16 protein-coding genes are annotated in these 17,345 nt (G+C 50.3%); 8 read left to right on the forward strand and 8 right to left on the reverse strand.

What is annotated here, in order from left to right; all coding sequences use genetic code 11:
* Positions 1-52 precede the first annotated feature (52 nt).
* Genes ABD836_RS04460 through ABD836_RS04485 form a run of 6 tightly spaced genes read right to left on the reverse strand, consistent with a single transcriptional unit; the run spans position 53 to position 6,408 of the window.
* Positions 53-514 carry a hypothetical protein gene (locus tag ABD836_RS04460; protein ID WP_344932726.1) on the reverse strand — a complete coding sequence of 154 codons (462 nt, stop codon included), beginning with the start codon at positions 512-514 and terminating at the stop codon, positions 53-55.
* Positions 515-570: 56 nt separating this feature from the next.
* Positions 571-1,554 carry an oligopeptide/dipeptide ABC transporter ATP-binding protein gene (locus ABD836_RS04465; protein ID WP_344932729.1) on the reverse strand — a complete coding sequence of 328 codons (984 nt, stop codon included), beginning with the start codon at positions 1,552-1,554 and terminating at the stop codon, positions 571-573.
* Complete coding sequence (locus ABD836_RS04470; RefSeq protein WP_344932731.1) at positions 1,551-2,534, reverse strand: ABC transporter ATP-binding protein; 984 nt, start codon at positions 2,532-2,534, stop codon at positions 1,551-1,553. The genes ABD836_RS04465 and ABD836_RS04470 overlap by 4 nt, the downstream gene beginning before the upstream one ends.
* Complete coding sequence (locus ABD836_RS04475) at positions 2,531-3,841, reverse strand: ABC transporter permease subunit (RefSeq protein WP_344932734.1); 1,311 nt, start codon at positions 3,839-3,841, stop codon at positions 2,531-2,533. The genes ABD836_RS04470 and ABD836_RS04475 overlap by 4 nt, the downstream gene beginning before the upstream one ends.
* Positions 3,841-4,791, reverse strand: coding sequence for an ABC transporter permease (locus ABD836_RS04480; protein ID WP_344932737.1), 951 nt, complete (start codon positions 4,789-4,791; stop codon positions 3,841-3,843). Before ABD836_RS04480 ends, ABD836_RS04475 begins: the two co-directional genes overlap by 1 nt.
* 3 nt (positions 4,792-4,794) lie before the next feature.
* Entirely contained in the window at positions 4,795-6,408 is a 1,614-nt protein-coding gene (locus tag ABD836_RS04485; RefSeq protein ID WP_344932740.1) for a peptide ABC transporter substrate-binding protein, read from the reverse strand.
* A 74-nt stretch (positions 6,409-6,482) separates the two neighbouring features.
* On the opposite strand from ABD836_RS04485, the gene mnmC reads away from it, so the two are divergent.
* The 3 genes from mnmC to ABD836_RS04500 all read left to right on the forward strand — a co-directional run bounded on the left by mnmC (position 6,483) and on the right by ABD836_RS04500 (position 12,501).
* The gene (gene mnmC, locus ABD836_RS04490; protein ID WP_344932742.1) at positions 6,483-8,531 is read left to right on the forward strand and encodes a bifunctional tRNA (5-methylaminomethyl-2-thiouridine)(34)-methyltransferase MnmC2/FAD-dependent 5-carboxymethylaminomethyl-2-thiouridine(34) oxidoreductase MnmC1; all 2,049 of its coding nucleotides are present in this window, start codon (positions 6,483-6,485) and stop codon (positions 8,529-8,531) included.
* Between the two features lie 78 nt (positions 8,532-8,609).
* Complete coding sequence (locus ABD836_RS04495; RefSeq protein ID WP_344932744.1) at positions 8,610-9,467, forward strand: glutaminyl-peptide cyclotransferase; 858 nt, start codon at positions 8,610-8,612, stop codon at positions 9,465-9,467.
* 70 nt (positions 9,468-9,537) lie between these two features.
* Positions 9,538-12,501 carry an insulinase family protein gene (locus ABD836_RS04500; RefSeq protein ID WP_344932748.1) on the forward strand — a complete coding sequence of 988 codons (2,964 nt, stop codon included), beginning with the start codon at positions 9,538-9,540 and terminating at the stop codon, positions 12,499-12,501.
* A gap of 21 nt (positions 12,502-12,522) precedes the next feature.
* Here the strand turns inward: ABD836_RS04500 and ABD836_RS04505 are convergent, their stop codons facing one another.
* Positions 12,523-12,963, reverse strand: a complete 441-nt coding sequence (locus tag ABD836_RS04505) for a Spy/CpxP family protein refolding chaperone (protein WP_344932751.1) — start codon at positions 12,961-12,963, stop codon at positions 12,523-12,525.
* 69 nt (positions 12,964-13,032) lie between these two features.
* A complete protein-coding gene (locus ABD836_RS04510) occupies positions 13,033-13,473 on the reverse strand; it encodes a regulatory protein RecX (protein WP_344932754.1) in 441 nt (146 codons plus the stop codon).
* A 176-nt stretch (positions 13,474-13,649) separates the two neighbouring features.
* Between ABD836_RS04510 and ABD836_RS04515 the strand changes: the two genes are divergently transcribed.
* The 5 genes from ABD836_RS04515 to ABD836_RS04535 all read left to right on the forward strand — a co-directional run bounded on the left by ABD836_RS04515 (position 13,650) and on the right by ABD836_RS04535 (position 17,334).
* Positions 13,650-13,847: a Flp family type IVb pilin gene (locus tag ABD836_RS04515; protein WP_344932757.1), complete on the forward strand. Its 198-nt coding sequence runs from the start codon at positions 13,650-13,652 to the stop codon at positions 13,845-13,847.
* Positions 13,848-13,869: 22 nt separating this feature from the next.
* On the forward strand, positions 13,870-14,328 hold the full coding sequence (locus tag ABD836_RS04520; RefSeq protein ID WP_344932759.1) for a prepilin peptidase: 459 nt from the start codon (positions 13,870-13,872) through the stop codon (positions 14,326-14,328).
* A gap of 44 nt (positions 14,329-14,372) precedes the next feature.
* On the forward strand, positions 14,373-14,864 hold the full coding sequence (locus ABD836_RS04525; protein WP_344932762.1) for a TadE/TadG family type IV pilus assembly protein: 492 nt from the start codon (positions 14,373-14,375) through the stop codon (positions 14,862-14,864).
* A 176-nt stretch (positions 14,865-15,040) separates the two neighbouring features.
* A complete protein-coding gene (gene cpaB / locus ABD836_RS04530) occupies positions 15,041-15,958 on the forward strand; it encodes a Flp pilus assembly protein CpaB (RefSeq protein WP_344932765.1) in 918 nt (305 codons plus the stop codon).
* 38 nt (positions 15,959-15,996) lie between these two features.
* A complete protein-coding gene (locus ABD836_RS04535; protein ID WP_344932767.1) occupies positions 15,997-17,334 on the forward strand; it encodes a type II and III secretion system protein family protein in 1,338 nt (445 codons plus the stop codon).
* The last annotated feature ends 11 nt before the right edge of the window (positions 17,335-17,345 follow it).

A 17,345-nucleotide genomic window follows, 5' to 3' on the forward strand; every position in this document is an offset into this window, starting at 1 on the left:
CTGATATTCAGGTAGGCAAGCTATCGATATTTGTATTCAGTGTCAACACTCGCTACGCTGTTTTGATTTCTGCCGATCTATATTGCTCAGGATCAATGAACATCAACTGCAAAACAAGCGTCCCAGGCCGCCTCAGATCAGCACCTAAGACCAATGCATTCAAAACGCCATCAATATAAGTAATGGCTGGAATGTTAAATAAAAGCTGGCCACCGTCGTCATCGCTCATGACCAGTGGTTCAGACTTGGCGTTAACGATTTTGGCCAATTCTGTAGTTAAGTACAGCAATTGCTCTTTAAATGCACTGAAATTCAAATTGCCGCGAAATTCTTGCGGCATTAACTGCAGTTTTATCCGCAATGTCGATTTATCCGGCATTGCCATATCCGACAGGATCAATTCACGGCCAGCCTCGAGCTCGCGAAAATACCGTTTCGCCTCGGTGCGCCCAGCGTCCAGTATTCCGGTTTTAAACAGCGTCGCGGCTATCGCTAACACACTAGGGGCGTTCATTTGTACTTTCATTAATTATTAGTCCGTATTGTTTCATTCTGGCCTCGCGGCCTTACTCATTTTCTCAGGTTTAATACTTCCACGTCCGCCAAACGGTGGCAAGCGGCCTCGGTGGCGACCCGCGTCGGGCGCAACCACGGCGGATTCGCGCTACACAATGGCTCGGCGAGTGGGCAGCGCGGCGCAAAACGGCAGCCACTATCAGTCGCCAAAGGCGCCTTATGGCTCACGTTCTTTACCGCCAAATGCGGCACAATCTTACGTTCTTTAATATTGCCATCGAGGTGCGCAGCTAAAAGCTTCACGGTATAGGGGTGTCGCGGCCCCTCAAACAAGGCCGGCGTCGCACCCAGCTCGACAATCTCACCAAGATACATTACCGCAGTGCGCGTCGCGAGAAAACGCACCACTGCCAAGTCGTGCGCTATAAATAACATAGCGGTATTGTGCTCACTTTGCAGCTCTTGCAGTAAATTAATAATTTGCGCCTGCACCGATACATCAAGCGCAGATACGGGCTCATCACAAATCACTAGCTGTGGCTCAGCTATAAACGCTCTGGCAATGCCAATGCGCTGACGCTGGCCACCAGAGAGCTCATGTGGATATCGTTCACCAGCAGACTGCGGCAGCCCAACTCGCTCCAGCCAATAACAAGCTTTAGCCCGTGCAGCAGTCGCCGCCACGCCCTGACTCCACAAAGGCTCTTGCAAGCTGGCCAGTATTGTCATTCGAGGATTTAGGCTTGCATAGCTATCCTGAAATACCATCTGAACTTGCGTAGACATGGCTTTAAATTGGCGGCGATCATAAGCCCGCGGCATTGATTTACCACCAATAATCAAATCACCCGCTGTGCGAGACTGTAAGCCAGCAATAATCCGCCCCAAGGTCGATTTACCGGAGCCGCTCTCGCCCACTAAGCCCAACACCTCACCGGCCTCGATACTGAGGTTTATCCCATCAACGGCCGCTAATAGGCCATCACCATTGGCGAAATGGCAGCGCAATTCCTGAAGCTGAACGATTGGTACATTCATTGTTCAGCCTCCCGCCAGCGCGCTGGGTGCTCAGGGTGCCACAGCCAACACCGCGCTTGGTGGTCGCTCCCCGCCTTGCAGGAGAAATTTGCAGGTAACGCTTCGCAAATCGCCATGCGCTCCGAACAACGCGCAGCAAAACCGCAACCCGTCGGTGGGTGACGTAAATCCGGTGGTGTACCCGCAATTGCTTGCAGTGCTTGAGGGTGTGTCATATTCGGCACGGCCCGTTTTAAAGCCTGGGTGTAGGGATGCGCCTCGGTATTAAATACCTCGCGTAAGCTGCCCGACTCGACAGTTTGGCCGGCGTACATTACCGACACGGAGTCGGCGATTTCAGCAACCACACCAAGATCGTGGGTAATAAACAACATTGCGGTGCCGCTGGACTCTCGTAACTCGCGCAAAATACTCAGCACTTCGGCTTGCACAGTCACATCTAGCGCCGTGGTGGGCTCGTCTGCTATCAATAATTGCGGCTCACACACCACCGCCATCGCGATCATTGCGCGCTGCAACATCCCCCCGGAAAATTCAAAGGGGTATTGCCCTGCCCGCTGAGCAGGATTAGCAATGGCCAAACGCTCCAGCAGTGCAATAGCACGCATGCGCGCCTCGCGCTTAGACAAGCCCTTGTGAATACGCAGCGGTTCAGCGATCTGACTGCCAATTGTCTGAGTTGGGTCTAGTGCAGTCATTGGATTCTGAAATATCATCGCAATGTCATTGCCACGCATGCGCCGCCAGTCGCGCTCGCTTAACTGACGCATATCCCGGCCTGCGAATTCCCAGCGAACGGCATTCGTTTTGGCAGCGCTGGGCATCAGATTTAACAGGCTCATGGCAGTCACCGATTTACCGCAACCAGACTCCCCTACCAGCGCACGACATTCACCCGGCGCCAAACTTAGCGACACATCCCTTACAGCTTGCACCGGCCCTATGCTTACCTGCAAATTTTCTAATGCCAGCAAATTCATGCTTTTACCACCCCCGAGCGGCGGTCGGTGGCGTCTCTTAGCGCATCGCCCAGTAGATTAAAGGCTAATACTGACACGCTTATAAATAGTGCCGGTAATAGCAATTGCCGAGGGTGGGATAATAAGGTTTTTATCCCGTCGTTACACAATGCACCCCACGATGTCGTTGGCGGAGATACCCCCATACCAATGAACGACAAAAACGCCTCAGTAAAAATGGCCTGAGGAATGGCAAAGCTAAACGCCACCAAAATCATCGGCAGCACATTCGGTAACATATGCCGCAGTATTGTTCGCGTGGTACTGACCCCGGCTAACTTTGCAGCTTCGACAAAGGCTTGCCCCCGCAATGCCAACACCTGTCCGCGAATCAACCTGGCACTCCCCGGCCAACTCAGCATTAACATGGCAATAATCAGTGGTGTAATACCGTTTTCGCCAGGGCCAATACCAAAGGCTACCCGAAATAAAATCATAAACAGCAGGAACGGCAATGCCACCACAAAATCAACAAACCGCATGGCCAGCTGATCAACCCAGCCTCCCGCTAAGCCTGCAATAGCGCCAAAAATACAACCAAAACTGATGTACAGCAGAGGCGCTACTACGCCAACAAACAAGGATGTTCGCCCCCCCGCCATCAGCCGCGCCAAAATATCGCGACCTAGCGCATCCGTTCCTAAAGGGTGGCCGGGCAGATCCAGCCATTTTGTATGAACGCGGCCCGCACCCACAGGCACAAGACCTTGTAATTGCGCTTCAAATAGCGACATTGCTGCTTCTGGCCGAACCTCCCGCGCCAGCAGCAATAACCCAGTATCCGCGTCCGCAATGGTGTAGCGGTATATCTGGTAACTCAATTGTAAACGATCTTGATAGTAAGCGTTGTCGGTTTCAGCAAGCGCCAAGCCCAAACCTACTTTATGTGCCTGAGCGCGATAAATTCGATACCGCTTAACCCCCTCGAGCTGCGGCCATTCTAGGCGCACGAATTCAGTATTGGCATCATGTACGATCAAATTTCGCGGGGCCTCACCAACCGGCGGCTGCCAAGGCCCAACATCTCTGATTAAACGCACTGAGTGTGCCGCGCTGGGACCGGCGGATATTTGCGACAACCATTGCTGAGATGGATCTTGACGCCATACCAAGGGGCCAATAGTTACAAATAGCAACAAAGCAATCACGACTACGCCGGAGATAATTACTGCGGGGGTGGCCATTTTGGGTAGCGGGAGTGGCGCAACCTGCTCAAGGTCTTCACTCGCCCAGGTTCGCCGCGCAAAACGAAATACCGACAAGGCCATTAGCGACCACCCCCGCTCGCGTGGAGGCGAATACGTGGATCGATAATCCCATAGCTAATATCGACCAGCACGACGACCAATACCAAAAACGCGCCATAGAATACGGTTGTGCCCATAATGACGGTGTAATCCAATTGCTGTACTGCTTGCACAAAGTAGCGCCCCAAACCTGGTATGGCGAAGATTAGCTCCACCACAAAACCGCCCGTCGTCACACCCGCAATCGTCGGCCCAAGTTCGGTCACCACCGGCAAAACCGCATTACGTAATTGATGATGCCAGAATAAACGCCAGCCGTGCACGCCCTTGGCTTTAGCCGCGGTATTATAATCTGCGCTCAGCACCTCTAGCATGGAAGCGCGCATAATCCGGCTTAAATAGGCCATTGTGCCCAAGCCCAATACCAATGCGGGCACCCAAATATGATTTACGCTCCCCCAGCCCGCGACCGGCAGCAAGGTTTGGCCGGAGGCATTGTTCATGGCAACGATACTCAATTGCGCCAAACCGGCAATCACAAAGCTCGGTACCGAGATGGCGGCAATCACCGCCACCATCACGAGCCGATCCGGCCAACGGTTACGGTAATAGGCGGCCACAGTGCCTGCCGCAACCCCACCGACTAAGGCAATCAATATAGCCGCCAATCCTAAAATCGCCGAAATAGGGAAGTGTTTACTAATAATATCGTTAACTTTGCGATTTTCTTGGGTAAAGGAGATACCAAAATCGCCATGCAGCATATTGCTAAGAAACAACTGATACTGCTCAAACAGCGGTTTATCCAAACCGTAACGCGCTTCAAGCTGTGCACGAACTGCCGGCGACATGGCCTTCTCTTGGCTTAATGGGTCACCGGGGACGGCATGCATCGCAAAAAATGTCGCGGTGGCGATAAACCATATGGTAATCGCTCCCGACATTAGACGCTTGACAATAAACTTCAGCATGGTTTAGCGCTCTATCCATGCGTAGCGAAATAGCGGGTCACCGCCAAAAATGGAGCGCCGCACGCCCCGTAGCCGCGGATTTTGCACGTAGAGCACACCATTCTCATAGGTCGGCAATATGGGTACGTCATCCACCACAATTCGCTGAATTTGTGCCATGGCGTTGAAACGAGTACGAGCGTCATTGCTTTTCTGCGCCAAGCGGATCCAGCGATCATAAAGCGGGTTGCTATAGCGTCCACGATTATTGTCATTCCAAGAGGCAAATAAATCCGCGAATGTCATAATATCGTCGTAGTCTGGCCCCCATGCGGCGGACACCATATCAAAGTCACCGCGACGCATTTTCTCAATTCGCTGTTTAAAAACCTGTTGATCAATACGCAGCTCAATACCTAAACCATTTTTGAACAAATACTGATAGTACTCCGCCTCTTGCAGTGCCCGCGGACTGTCCCCAGCCAGCAACATGAGTGGCGGTATCTCGCTAATACCCAGCTCTGTTTTCGCCTGACGGATATAGGCTCGCGCGGCGGCAATATCGGGCTGAACCCGCAACACCGGATACTCATCGCGAAAACTACCTTTTGCGCCTTTCACTGTTACCGGAAACAATGAATACGCAGGCTGAATTCCCGGCAAGCCGATGATTTTATTCACAAGCAATGCGGGATCAATTAAACGTTGAACGGCTTTGCGAAAGGACCGATTCGCGGTAATTCGGCCCTCGCGGAAATTAAATTCCAAAAAATACAGTGACCCCGTATGAAAATACTCAATATCAAAGCCGCGTTTAATCGCCTCGCTCAGTAAGCCAGTATCAAGTGGCGCCATGGCAATTTGCTGGTCGCGGAATAAGTTAAATTGCGCACTGGGATCAGCGGTGAGGTACGGCATATCAATTTCAGCAATTCGCACAGAATCCGCGTGCCAGTACTGTGGATTTTTTTGCAGCTGCAAATGCGCACCGTGGACCCACTTCGTTAACAAGTAAGGTCCGTTCACCGTGAGTTTATCGGCGTCAGCTGCGTAGCGCCCGCCCCACTGACCAAGAACATCCTCACGTAAGGGTAAGAAGGTCATAAATGCGGTTAGGCTAAGAAAATAAGGGCATGGGCTGCCAAATTCAACCTTTAGTTCAGTATCTGACACCGCGCTGACACCCAAATCGCTCAACGCTAGCGTGCCTTGATTCACCGCTTCAGCATTTTTAATCGGATAGAATATAAACGCGTATTGCGACGCGGTTTTAGGATCCAGGGCATGGCGCCAAGCAAACACAAAGTCGTGTGCGGTTACCGGCTTGCCATCACTCCAACGGGCGTCATCACGCAACCAGAAGCGTGCGCCATCGGCATCTAATTGCCAGCGCAATGCTACACCCGGTGCCAACTCACCGTCGGGACCATAAACCAAAAGCCCTTCCATTAGATGCGATAGTATAAAACTCGCTATTGTATCCGTGGCCACGGCGCTATTAAGCGTCGGCGGCTCGGTCGCGAGCGCTAATGTGACTTTAGCCTTGTCAGCGTCTACAGCCTGTGCCCACGTCGGCGAAGCCAACACCAGCAGAATACCCATAACTACCGCTTTGCGGCATGCATTCCAAATCAACAAAGTTTATACACCGAGGTTTTGGTCATTTTCACTGATACAATACATTCCCTGCCAGCACCGACGCTTACTTTATAATGACCACCAAACAAGACAATAATCCCTATTCAATTCAAAGCGCAAAACTGCATTGGGACGACGCTGGCGCCCCTCACGCAACAGACTACGGCGACATTTACTTTTCCCAAGAGAGCGGCATTGAAGAAAGCCGCCATGTCTTCCTGTCTAACAATCAGCTCGCCGAGCGATGGCAAGCGCTTAACAGAGAGAGCACTGGAAGATTTACTATTATTGAAACAGGCTTTGGCACCGGCCTAAATTTTCTATTGGCCTGGCAACTGTGGCAGCAAACTGCGCCCCAACACTGGCAGCTTCACTACATCTCGGTAGAAAAACATCCACTCAAGGCTGAGGACTTGCGCCGCGCCCACACTAGCTGGCCAGAACTCACGTCTCTAGCAGCTATACTACAGTACAATTATCCGCCGCTGTTACTAGGCCAGCACCGTAGATTGTTGAATAGTGCACAAGTTTGTCTCGATTTACTATTTGGTGATGCCCTCCACTGCTTTCCCGCACTGCTTGACGCACCAAATTCGGCAACTCCTGTAAACGCGAGCCGCTCGCCCCGTGCCGACGCTTGGTTTTTAGACGGCTTCTCGCCAGCCAGCAACCCGGATATGTGGCACAACGCCTTATTCGCATGTATTGGCGCCTTAAGTAAACCAAGTACTACATTTGCGACGTTCACGTCGGCCGGATTTGTTAAACGTGGTTTACGCGCACAAGGATTTACGGTCGAAAAAGTTCAAGGCTATGGCCGCAAACGCGATATGTTGAGGGGCACGCTGAACAAGGAAGTCGACATAGACGCCCCCGCGCCCGAAGCGGTTGCCGTTCCTTGGCACTTACCCGGACCTCAGCGCCAGCCTAAACAGATCATTGTGATCGGTGCCGGCCTCGCCGGTTGCAGCACGGCCAACGCACTTGCCCAACGCGGCTATCAGGTAACGGTTATCGAGCGCACTGCACCAGCCAGTGGCGCATCCGGTAATCCCCAGGGTATTTTGTACACCAAGCTCTCACCAGACCCTGGCGAGCTTAATCAATTTAACCTCGCCAGCTTCTTGTATGCGCTCAGTCATTATAAAGACTTGCTTAATCGCGAGCTCATTAGCGGCGAGCTCTGCGGCGTTCTTCAACTGGCAAAATCGCCACGCGAAATAAAACAATTTCACAAACTCAAAGCCTTACTTATTGATCAGCCTTGGCTGCAATTTCTTAGCGAGAAAGCACTCGAGGAGAAATCTGCGATTTCTTTAAGTGGGAATGCATTCTATTACCCGGACGCGGGCTGGCTATCGCCGCCCAGCGTTTGCCAGGCCATGTTAGCCCACCCTAACATCACGCTACTAAACAACGCCACTGCCCTGCGTCTAGAGCATATAAAGGATCAGTGGCACGTTTTAGATGAGCAACAAATTTGCATTCAGCAAGCCGATACCATCGTAATCGCCAACAGCAATGACGCCAAGCGTTTCTCCCAAACTGCCTATTTGCCCCTTAAAGCGATTCGCGGCCAACTAAGTTATCTGGCAGAAAGCAGCCTTAGACAATCGCCACGCTGTGTTATTTGCCATGAAGGGTATTTCGCGCCCGCCGTCGGCCAGCAATTTTGCATCGGTGCGAGCTTTGATCTCAAGAATATGCACTGTGATATCACTGAGGCGGAGCACGACTGGAATATAAAGCAGCTAAACGACTTGGCACCGGCCTTACTTAAGCCCGATGCCAAAGCAATCGGCGGCCGCGCGGCACTGCGCTGCGCCAGCGCTGACTATATGCCAGTGGTCGGCGCGGTACCACGAATCAAGGATTTCACAGAGAATTACCAAGCACTCGGTAAAGATGCCCGCAGTAAAATTCCAATCCCAGCCGCAAATCACCCAAATCTCTATATTAATGTCGCCCACGGCTCCCGAGGCTTAACCTCTACCCCCCTGTGCGCCGAATTGCTGGCCAGCTATATTGGCAATGACATACGTCCGCTGCCTAGACCGCTGTGCGAAGCCCTATCGCCCGCCCGCTTTGTTATTCGCAAGCTCATCCGAAATCAAGCTCTTTAAGCACACAACAAACACCACACTAGCGAAAGCCATTGCAGCCTGTATGATAGAAAGCATGAACTCGACGACGATATTCCAATGATCAAAGCAGCTTTGCTCGGTGGTTTAACTCTCCCTTACACTGTGCGCCTACTCGCCCTACTTGGGCTGCTTTGTGGAAGCACTAGCGGCCTGACTGCAAACTCCATCGCTTACACATTGCTTGACAGCTACCCCCACCAACCCGCGCTGTTCACCCAAGGACTCGAGCTTTATCAGGGCCGCCTTTATGAGAGCAGCGGCTTGTATGGCCACTCAAAAATTGTGTCTCGCGCCTTTCCGCCAAAACCTGAAGACAGTATTACCGGCACAGTTCTGCCCGGCAATCTCTTTGCGGAAGGCATAACACTCTACAGAGGTAAGCTGTATATGCTTACTTGGCGCGCCGGCAAAGGCCTAATACTCGACCCACACCACTTCACATTACTAAATGTATTTAAGTATGAGGGCCAAGGCTGGGGACTTTGCGCCAGTATTAATCAAGATCGCGGCGATTTTTTAGTCGTGAGCAATGGCAGCGATCAACTGCAGTGGTTTCACGCCAGCACCATGCAGCTGAGCCATACGGTGAGTGTTCGCAGCGCTGGCCAGCCCGTGAATCAACTGAACGAGCTTGAATGCCACGGCGATTTTATTATTGCCAATCAGTGGCATGAGCAGCATTTGCTCGTAATTCATGCAGTAAGCGGCGATGTAGTGGCCAACATTGATCTCAGCGCACTCGCACTGGACGCCGCGGAATCTACAACACCGAACCCAGAGGCGGTGCTTAACGGCATCGCTTACGATCCTAGCAACGATAGTTGGTTAGTCACAGGCAAACTCTGGCCAAAAATTTATCGAATCAAATTTGATTTAAACAAGCTGATTACGCCTCAAAAGGCTGGAAGACGATAAGTCATAGGCAAGCACTTTCCCCCGAGCTAGAATACCCATTGATCCCCACTCTCAGATATTTGGATACACCATGACGCAAGCAAGTCCTGCCGCAGCGATTAGTAATACTTCTTCTGAAGCATTTCCGAGCTTCACTTTAATCAGCAGCGAGGAAATCCCAGCCTTAGGCGTAAGCATTGCCGAATACCAGCATATTAAAACCGGCGCCAGCCACTATCATATCGCCAGCGACAACCCAGAAAATGTTTTCTTGGTCGCCTTGCGCACCGTGCCTAAGGATTCCAGTGGTGTTGCCCACATTCTTGAGCATACCGCGCTATGTGGCAGTGAAAAATACCCCGTTCGCGACCCATTTTTCATGATGATTCGACGCTCACTTAACAGCTTTATGAATGCCTTTACCAGCTCGGATTGGACGGCCTACCCCTTTGCCAGCAGCAACCGCAAAGACTTTGAGAACCTGTTGCAGGTGTATATGGACGCAGTGTTTTTCTCGCGCCTCCACCCTCTCGATTTTGCTCAAGAAGGTCATCGCTTAGAATTTAAAGAAGCAGGCAACCCTAATTCCGAACTGGAATTCAAGGGCGTGGTGTTTAACGAGATGAAAGGCGCCATGAGCTCTATCTCGAGCCAGCTCTGGCATACGCTCTGCAAGTACTTATTCCCAAGCACAACCTACCACTACAATAGCGGCGGCGAGCCAGAAGACATTCCCGATCTCAGCTACGCCCAGCTCAAATCCTTTTACCAAAGCCATTACCACCCAAGCAACGCCATATTTATGACTTTCGGCAATATACCTGCGGCGGAACATCAGGCCCGTTTTGAGGAGCTGGCATTGGCACGCTTTGACGCCCTCGACAGTCATATTGAAGTCGGTGACGAGAAACGCTATCACGCCCCTATTCGTGTACAGGAAAGCTACCCGCTACCCGCTGCAGAAAACAAAGGCGACAAAACACACATCGTGGTTTCCTGGCTACTGGGTAAAAGCACTCAATTAGACACTTTGCTAGAAGCTCAATTACTTGCCGGCGTTTTACTCGACAATAGCGCCAGCCCCTTGCTCCGCGCACTGGAAACAAGCACCTTAGGCAGCTCCCCGTCGCCCATGTGTGGGCTCGAAGATTCTATGCGTGAGATGGTCTTTGCCTGTGGCCTCGAAGGCAGCTGCGCGAGTAAAGTTGACGACGTTGAAGCGCTGATCTTAGATACCCTTCGCGAGGTCGCTGAAAATGGCATTGCGAAGGAAGATGTCGACGCAGTGCTACATCAACTCGAGCTGCAGCAGCGCGAAATTGGCGGCGACGGTTACCCCTATGGCCTGCAGCTTATTTTGACTGCACTAGGCAGCGCCACTCATCGTGGCAAACCAATCGACTTATTGAATCTCGACCCGGCACTGCATGCCCTGCGCGAACGCGCAGCAAAACCCGATTACATAAAGCAATTGGCCCAAGCCCTACTCGATAACCCGCACCGCCTCACCCTCGTAATGAGCCCAGATGAAAATATTCAATCGCGAATTGAACAGGCTGAAAAGCAGCGTTTAGCAGCTATTAAAGCGAGCTTAAACGATGAACAGAAGCAGGCCATTATCGACCAAGCGGTCGCACTGACAAAACGCCAGGCTCTTGAAGAAGACGACAGTATCCTACCCAAGGTCACCTTAGCCGATGTTCCCCTCGATATGCCCGCACTGCAAAGCTCACAGGCGGAGTTTGGCAGCCTGCCGTACACGAGCTACGCCCGTGGCACCAACGGTTTGGTATACCAGCAGCTCCTGATTGCACTACCAGAGCTCGACGACGACGAATTAGCCCTACTCGCGATTTACACCCAAGTACTAACCGAACTCGGCCTTGGCGATCAAGATTACCTGCAAGTACAAGCTCGCCAAGCCCAGGTCTGCGGCGGTATCAGCGCTTACACTAGCATGCGCAGTGACATTGCAGACGAGCAGAAGTTAAAGGCTTATTTAGTACTTTCGTCTAAAGCCCTCGTCCGAAACGCCGGTGCGCAAACCCAGCTTATGCGCGACACCTTAGAAACACTTCGCTTTGATGAGTGTGACCGCATTCAAGATTTGGTTTCTCAACTTAAAGCCCGGCGGGAATCAAGTATCACCGGAAATGGCCATGGCTTAGCAATGACCGCGGCCTGCGCCGGCATGAGCCCGATTGCCAAAATAAATCAGGCATTGGGCGGTTTAAGCGGCATACGCCAACTTAAAAATCTGAGCGAGCAAATTGCCGCGCCAGAAGAATTGAGTAAACTCGCGGATCAGCTTTCAGCTATACACAGTAAAATGCTTAAGGCGGAGCGACAGCTACTAATCATCGCCGAAGCCGACCGCATTGAACCGCTGTGCAGTGAACTTGCTCCGCTGTGGCAGGATTTTAATGCCACAACAACGAGCAATTTTAGCCAGCCGGCAGTGAAAGAGGTCAAAAAAGAGTTTTGGGTAGCCAACTCCCAAGTTAACTTCTGTGCCAAAGCATACCCAACCGTGCCCTCTGAACACCCCGACGCCCCGGTATTAACGGTATTGGCCACCTATATGAAAAATGGCTTTCTCCATCGCGTGATTCGGGAACAAGGCGGCGCTTACGGCGGTGGCGCCTCGCAAGATTCCAATATTGCGGCTTTCCGCTTTTATTCCTATCGAGACCCGCGCGTAGTTGGCACCTTAAGCGACTTCGATAAGTCCATCGAATGGATGCTAAACACACCCGTAATTGCCCAGGGACTTGAAGAAGCCATTCTCGGAGTGGTTAGCAGTATCGATAAGCCCGGCTCCCCTGCAGGCGAAGCCAAGCAGGATCATCACAGCAATGTATTTGGCCGCAGCTTAGCTCAGCGCCGCCTGTTCCGTCAGCGCGTTCTTGCGGTCACCGAGGCCGATTTACAGCGAGTTTGTGAGCGTTACCTAAGCAAGGGCGATGCAAGCGTGGCGGTACTGAGCAACGCCGCCAAAGCCACTGAGTTAAATGACTATCTGACGACGCACAACTTCACCATTGAGCAGTTGTAGCTACTAAGTAGGCACTAAGGCTTATCGCTTGTCAGGCAATGCCGGCAAGCGAAGTTGCTGAGCTTGTGCTTCAGCGCGCATTTTATTGTATTGCTGCTTTTGTTCTTTGCTGAGCAAAGCATAAAAATCTCGCTGGGTTGTTAGCAAACTTTTAGTGTGCGCGGTGGACAAGCGTCCCGCCTCGCCGCTAATTCGTTGAATAGTCGAACTATTAAGCCTAGCTAAATTGGCGGTTTGGATCGTCTGTTGCACTTGAATTAAACCATCGCGCACACTAGACGCCTCCTCGGCATAACGGGTGAGCAGGGCTTTTACCTTGTTGCGCTGAATCTCAGACAAATTTAATTTCACCGACAGCTCTTCGAGCCTTGCACCTTCCAATCCTCCCACTTGCGCGACTGCAGCCGCAGCGCCAGCGCTAACAGCGAGTACCAATACCAGTGCTTTCAATTTTTTCATCATATTCGATTCCAATATCAATGTTTTTACTCAAACATTTTCACTTTCGGTCAATACTGAGGAAATTATCGTCTAAAACAAAGCATTTATATGCTCTAAATCGTAGCCTTTATACTGTAAATAACGAAAACATTTAGCGCGCTCTCGCGGATCACCAACATTTACGCCTACGTATTTTTTCAGATAAAGCGCCTCGGCTGCCGCAAACCAATCCACAATTTGTTCACTAAACTGCTGATCGATTAAGACATCACTTATGCCGCGCTGTCGAAGCTCTGCGCGAATCCGGTTAGGGCCAAAGCCACCTTGCACACGCAGGCGAAAAAAAGACGAAGCGAAGCGCGAATCCGATTGCAGCACATCTGCCTCTAATTTATCTAAAACCGCGTCTATTACAGCAGCATCTGGAAACTTTCTGCTAAGCTTGATTAATAGCTCCCGGCGCGAATGTTCTCTGCGGGCAAGTAGATCCATTGCCTTGTGGCGTATACTTATTGGTCTGCTACTACTCAAAACGTGACACCCATCACAATAATTCCGCTAAACACTATAAAACCAGCTATATTCCTTACGCGAACTTCGGCAACTACTTATTTCTTTAAAACTGTGTAAAGAACATAGTTAGCACCAAGGCCGAGAGGGAAATCCTGCGCTGTTCGGTCCTCTACTTTAATCACGGAGAATACGACATGTTAAACAAAATCATTAGCAAACTAAACAACTTCAAGAAAGACGAGAGCGGCGCCAGCGCGATTGAGTATGCGGTAATGGCTGCAATTCTGGTCGGCGTAATTGTTATAGGCGTAGGACTACTTGGCGACGGTTCAGACGCAGACGGCGGAATAGGTCAATCGTTTAATACGATAGCTGACAAAATGAATCCCTAAAGATCCTTTACTCAATACAGAAATGCTAATTAATTTGATAATACTATGCCTTGTTGGGTATATCGACTGGCAACACCGTCGAATACCCAATAGTTTGGTCGTTATACTCGCAGGATGGGCGGCATGCTATGCCGCCTTTTCCTCGGAAGTTAGTGTTCAAAGCATTTTTGTTAACATCGGTATTGGATTAGCACTCACTGTACCAGGTTATATAAAAGGCGTGGTCGGCGGCGGCGATGTAAAATTAATGCTGGCATTAGCACCAATCTATACTACGCCGCAATTACTATGGGTGTTTTCAATCGGCATCGGCAGTTTGCTGTTTTTAATGGCAGTCCTACACCTCGCGCAGCGAATGCCATTAACAAAAGCGTACTACCCAAATTACGCAGTTCAACCAAGCGCATTTAAACGTGGCTTGCCTCTTGGTTCGGCAATCGCCCTAGGCGCCATTGCATTGGCTTTTATTAATGGCTTTTAGGTAATCGCCACTCAAAGTGGTACTTTAGCAAAATTAGACATAGCATGGAGCACAAAATGGCACACCAGAATTTTTCTCGCTCAATTTTGCAGCGGCAAAAAGGCGCTGTCGCCATCGAATTCGTTTTCATCTTCCCTGTATTCTTTCTTATCTGCTACGCCATTATTGTTTATGGCCTTGCGTTTCTATTAGTACAAAATTTCACCTACGCCAGTGAAGAAGTACTCCGTGCAGCGATGGCTTGCGAAACCTGTGAAACTGAGGTCGATTGGGAAGGTGAAATCGACAGAATAGCCGGCACCCGCCTGCAAAAAAACGATACAGGCGGCTTGCTCATCTATGACTACACCCCGCCTCTGATCATCGATTGCGTCCCCCCGCCCACACCGAGCGATGGCAGCGATCCATTAGATGGTATTTTGTGTGAAATCACAATTTCTTCTGCCCCATTGTTAGACGGAATTACCATGCCCGGGTTTGGAAAGCTACCTCAGTTACCAACATTACTGCAAGGTAAAGCAAGCCTGTTATTTTAAGTAAATTGATCGCTCGTTTAGGGCGAGAATGAGGCTTTACATCGATGCACGGTAACATCCGCAACAGATATACGTAGCACTCGCTATAGCAGCACTATGACACAACATCTATTATTTAGTTTACGCAGTGAAAATTAAGCAGAACACCGTTTATTGACCAAATTAGGGACACGACTATGCAAGCAAGGACTTTAAAAATTATCGCGGCACTGCTTATTATTAGCGCGGTGTTTATGGGGGTCATCGGGTACAAAATTAGTCAAGAAGACTCAACTAAAACGCGTACCCCTGCAAACACAACGCCTGCAACCGAGGCGAGCAACTTTACCTACGCTCAAAAACTTCTCATTGTTAATAGAGGCTTTAACGAAGGTGAGGTAATCACCGCCGAGGATGTACAACTGGTTCCCTACCCTCTGCTGATAGAAGATAGCTTTAGTAAAGTTGAAGATATCATTAACAGGAGGCTAGAATCCAAAATCCCACTAGGCGCGGTTGTACGCCAAAGCCACTTCGAAAATCAAAGCAAACTATCGCAGTACATCAACCCCGGATACCGCGCCTTAGCCATTAAAGTTAACGAAACCTCGAGCGCTGGCGGTTTTCTTCAGCCAGGCGACAGAGTTGATGTCATCTTCACAACGCGAGCAAGTAAAGAGACATACAACAAAAGTATGTCCCGCCGGCTATTACAAAATATTCGCTTGCTGGCATTTGGCACTGACGTAGAACGTGACGACAAAGCTGTTGTGGTCGATGACGGCAAAAAATCGTCTAAATCAAAAGAGGATAAATCCTCTGGTAAGAGTAGCCGTTCAGCCGTACTTGAAATCGCCCTTGACGACATTGCAGTGCTAACCCTTGCTGAAGAAAGTGGTGAGCTAAGACTCGTCGCCCTCGGCGACACCGATATGCTTGAGGAAAATACCGATGTAAGCACCGCTGACCCTAGCCCTATTACCACTAAACACATTAGCGATGCCGATAAAACTGCATTTATCCGTGATGTAACCGGTTTAAAACCACCACCTGCACCAAAGTCCGTGTATGTATACAGCGGTGACTCAGTCGAAACCATTAAGGTACGTAACTAATGAAAGCGAGCGAAATCTTAGGCAAAGGAGTATCCATAATGAAAAACGGATTTATATTAGGTTTGCTTTTCGCGCTCGTTAATATTGCGCAAGCAGCGCCATACAAAACTCTGCGCATGACCTTAGGCGAGCAACAAGCCTTAACGACCCAATTCAGTGTTAAACGCAGCGCTATTGGTAATCCGGTAATCGCGAGTTTAAAAGTGCTGAATTCCAAGCAATTTTTACTTACAGCCAAACAAACGGGTACTACCCAACTGCTTTTATGGCAGGGCGGCGGAGAGCCAACCGTTTTCAAAATTGACGTAATACCCGACCTAGCCAACTCCAGTACCAACGGCATCGCTATCGATACCGCAGGCAATAACGTTGTGCTGCAGGGAAAAACGCAGTCGCTTAGTCAGCATGCGCAGCTAATTACCGCCGCCGGCGAAAGCGCGGTCGACAACACTGTTCAACAAGGCGCCATCCAAGTCCAGACTGATATTCGAATTATTGAGTACAGCCGCACTCAGTTAAAACAAATAGGTACTGCGTTATCTCGTATCGGTGGCGACACCGGGTTTGGTATAGGATCAGCCAGCCTAATACCAAACATAAATGGCTTTGTTGATAACATTGCTGGCTTAATGGGAGGCGGATTAGTTACTTCCGGAAATACATCTTCAATATTGATCGGTCATTCGGGGAAAAACTTTAATGCGGCTATCAATGCCCTTCAACAAAACGGTTATGCCTACACTTTAGCGGAGCCTTCACTTGTAAGCCTATCAGGCCATTCCGCGAGCTTTTTGGCGGGTGGTGAATTCCCCTACCCAGTATCGAATAGTGATGGCCAAGTGCAGGTTGAGTTTAAAGAATATGGTATCCGACTTAACCTAACACCAACCATCCTGAGTGAAAGCAGCATTATGCTGAAGGTCGCGCCTGAGGTAAGCGATTTGGACTTCACTAGCGGCGTAGAATCCGGCGGCGTGTCTGTTCCCTCATTACGCGTGCGCCGAACTGATACGACTATTCAGCTCGCCCCGGGTGAAAGTTTCATAATCAGTGGTTTGATAAGCCGTAACACCTACAACAACCTTGACACAATTCCGGGCTTAGGCGACATCCCCATAATTGGCGCCCTCTTTCGCTCGAGCAACTTCGAGCAAAAAGACAATGAGCTAATTATGGTAGTAACACCGCACTTAGTCCGCCCGATGGCAAAAAATACTGAACTGAAAGAATTGCCTGGGGAAACTTATCAAGACTACTCCCCATCGTTTACAACGATGTTATTCGGCGATCCGCTTAAAGGTAAGGCTAAAGACTCTACAAGTGCACAAGAATCCAGACCGTCTACAGCAGAAGCCGGCGTCGGCTTCGCTAACTGATTACCAGACAG

It is taken from the genome of Zhongshania borealis, assembly GCF_039539625.1.
In the GTDB taxonomy this organism is placed as follows: Bacteria; Pseudomonadota; Gammaproteobacteria; order Pseudomonadales; family Spongiibacteraceae; genus Spongiibacter; species Spongiibacter borealis.

What these genes read in the sequence shown, in the direction of transcription:
- cpaB (WP_344932765.1), top strand. Translation starts at nt 15,041, where the DNA reads ATGCAAGCAAGGACTTTAAAAATTATCGCGGCACTGCTTATTATTAGC.
- ABD836_RS04515 (WP_344932757.1), top strand. Translation starts at nt 13,650, where the DNA reads ATGTTAAACAAAATCATTAGCAAACTAAACAACTTCAAGAAAGACGAG.
- ABD836_RS04470 (WP_344932731.1), bottom strand. Translation starts at nt 2,534, where the DNA reads ATGAATTTGCTGGCATTAGAAAATTTGCAGGTAAGCATAGGGCCGGTG.
- ABD836_RS04500 (WP_344932748.1), top strand. Translation starts at nt 9,538, where the DNA reads ATGACGCAAGCAAGTCCTGCCGCAGCGATTAGTAATACTTCTTCTGAA.
- ABD836_RS04495 (WP_344932744.1), top strand. Translation starts at nt 8,610, where the DNA reads ATGATCAAAGCAGCTTTGCTCGGTGGTTTAACTCTCCCTTACACTGTG.
- ABD836_RS04460 (WP_344932726.1), bottom strand. Translation starts at nt 514, where the DNA reads ATGAACGCCCCTAGTGTGTTAGCGATAGCCGCGACGCTGTTTAAAACC.
- ABD836_RS04520 (WP_344932759.1), top strand. Translation starts at nt 13,870, where the DNA reads ATGCTAATTAATTTGATAATACTATGCCTTGTTGGGTATATCGACTGG.
- ABD836_RS04525 (WP_344932762.1), top strand. Translation starts at nt 14,373, where the DNA reads ATGGAGCACAAAATGGCACACCAGAATTTTTCTCGCTCAATTTTGCAG.
- ABD836_RS04505 (WP_344932751.1), bottom strand. Translation starts at nt 12,963, where the DNA reads ATGATGAAAAAATTGAAAGCACTGGTATTGGTACTCGCTGTTAGCGCT.
- ABD836_RS04475 (WP_344932734.1), bottom strand. Translation starts at nt 3,841, where the DNA reads ATGGCCTTGTCGGTATTTCGTTTTGCGCGGCGAACCTGGGCGAGTGAA.
- mnmC (WP_344932742.1), top strand. Translation starts at nt 6,483, where the DNA reads ATGACCACCAAACAAGACAATAATCCCTATTCAATTCAAAGCGCAAAA.
- ABD836_RS04465 (WP_344932729.1), bottom strand. Translation starts at nt 1,554, where the DNA reads ATGAATGTACCAATCGTTCAGCTTCAGGAATTGCGCTGCCATTTCGCC.
- ABD836_RS04535 (WP_344932767.1), top strand. Translation starts at nt 15,997, where the DNA reads ATGAAAAACGGATTTATATTAGGTTTGCTTTTCGCGCTCGTTAATATT.
- ABD836_RS04480 (WP_344932737.1), bottom strand. Translation starts at nt 4,791, where the DNA reads ATGCTGAAGTTTATTGTCAAGCGTCTAATGTCGGGAGCGATTACCATA.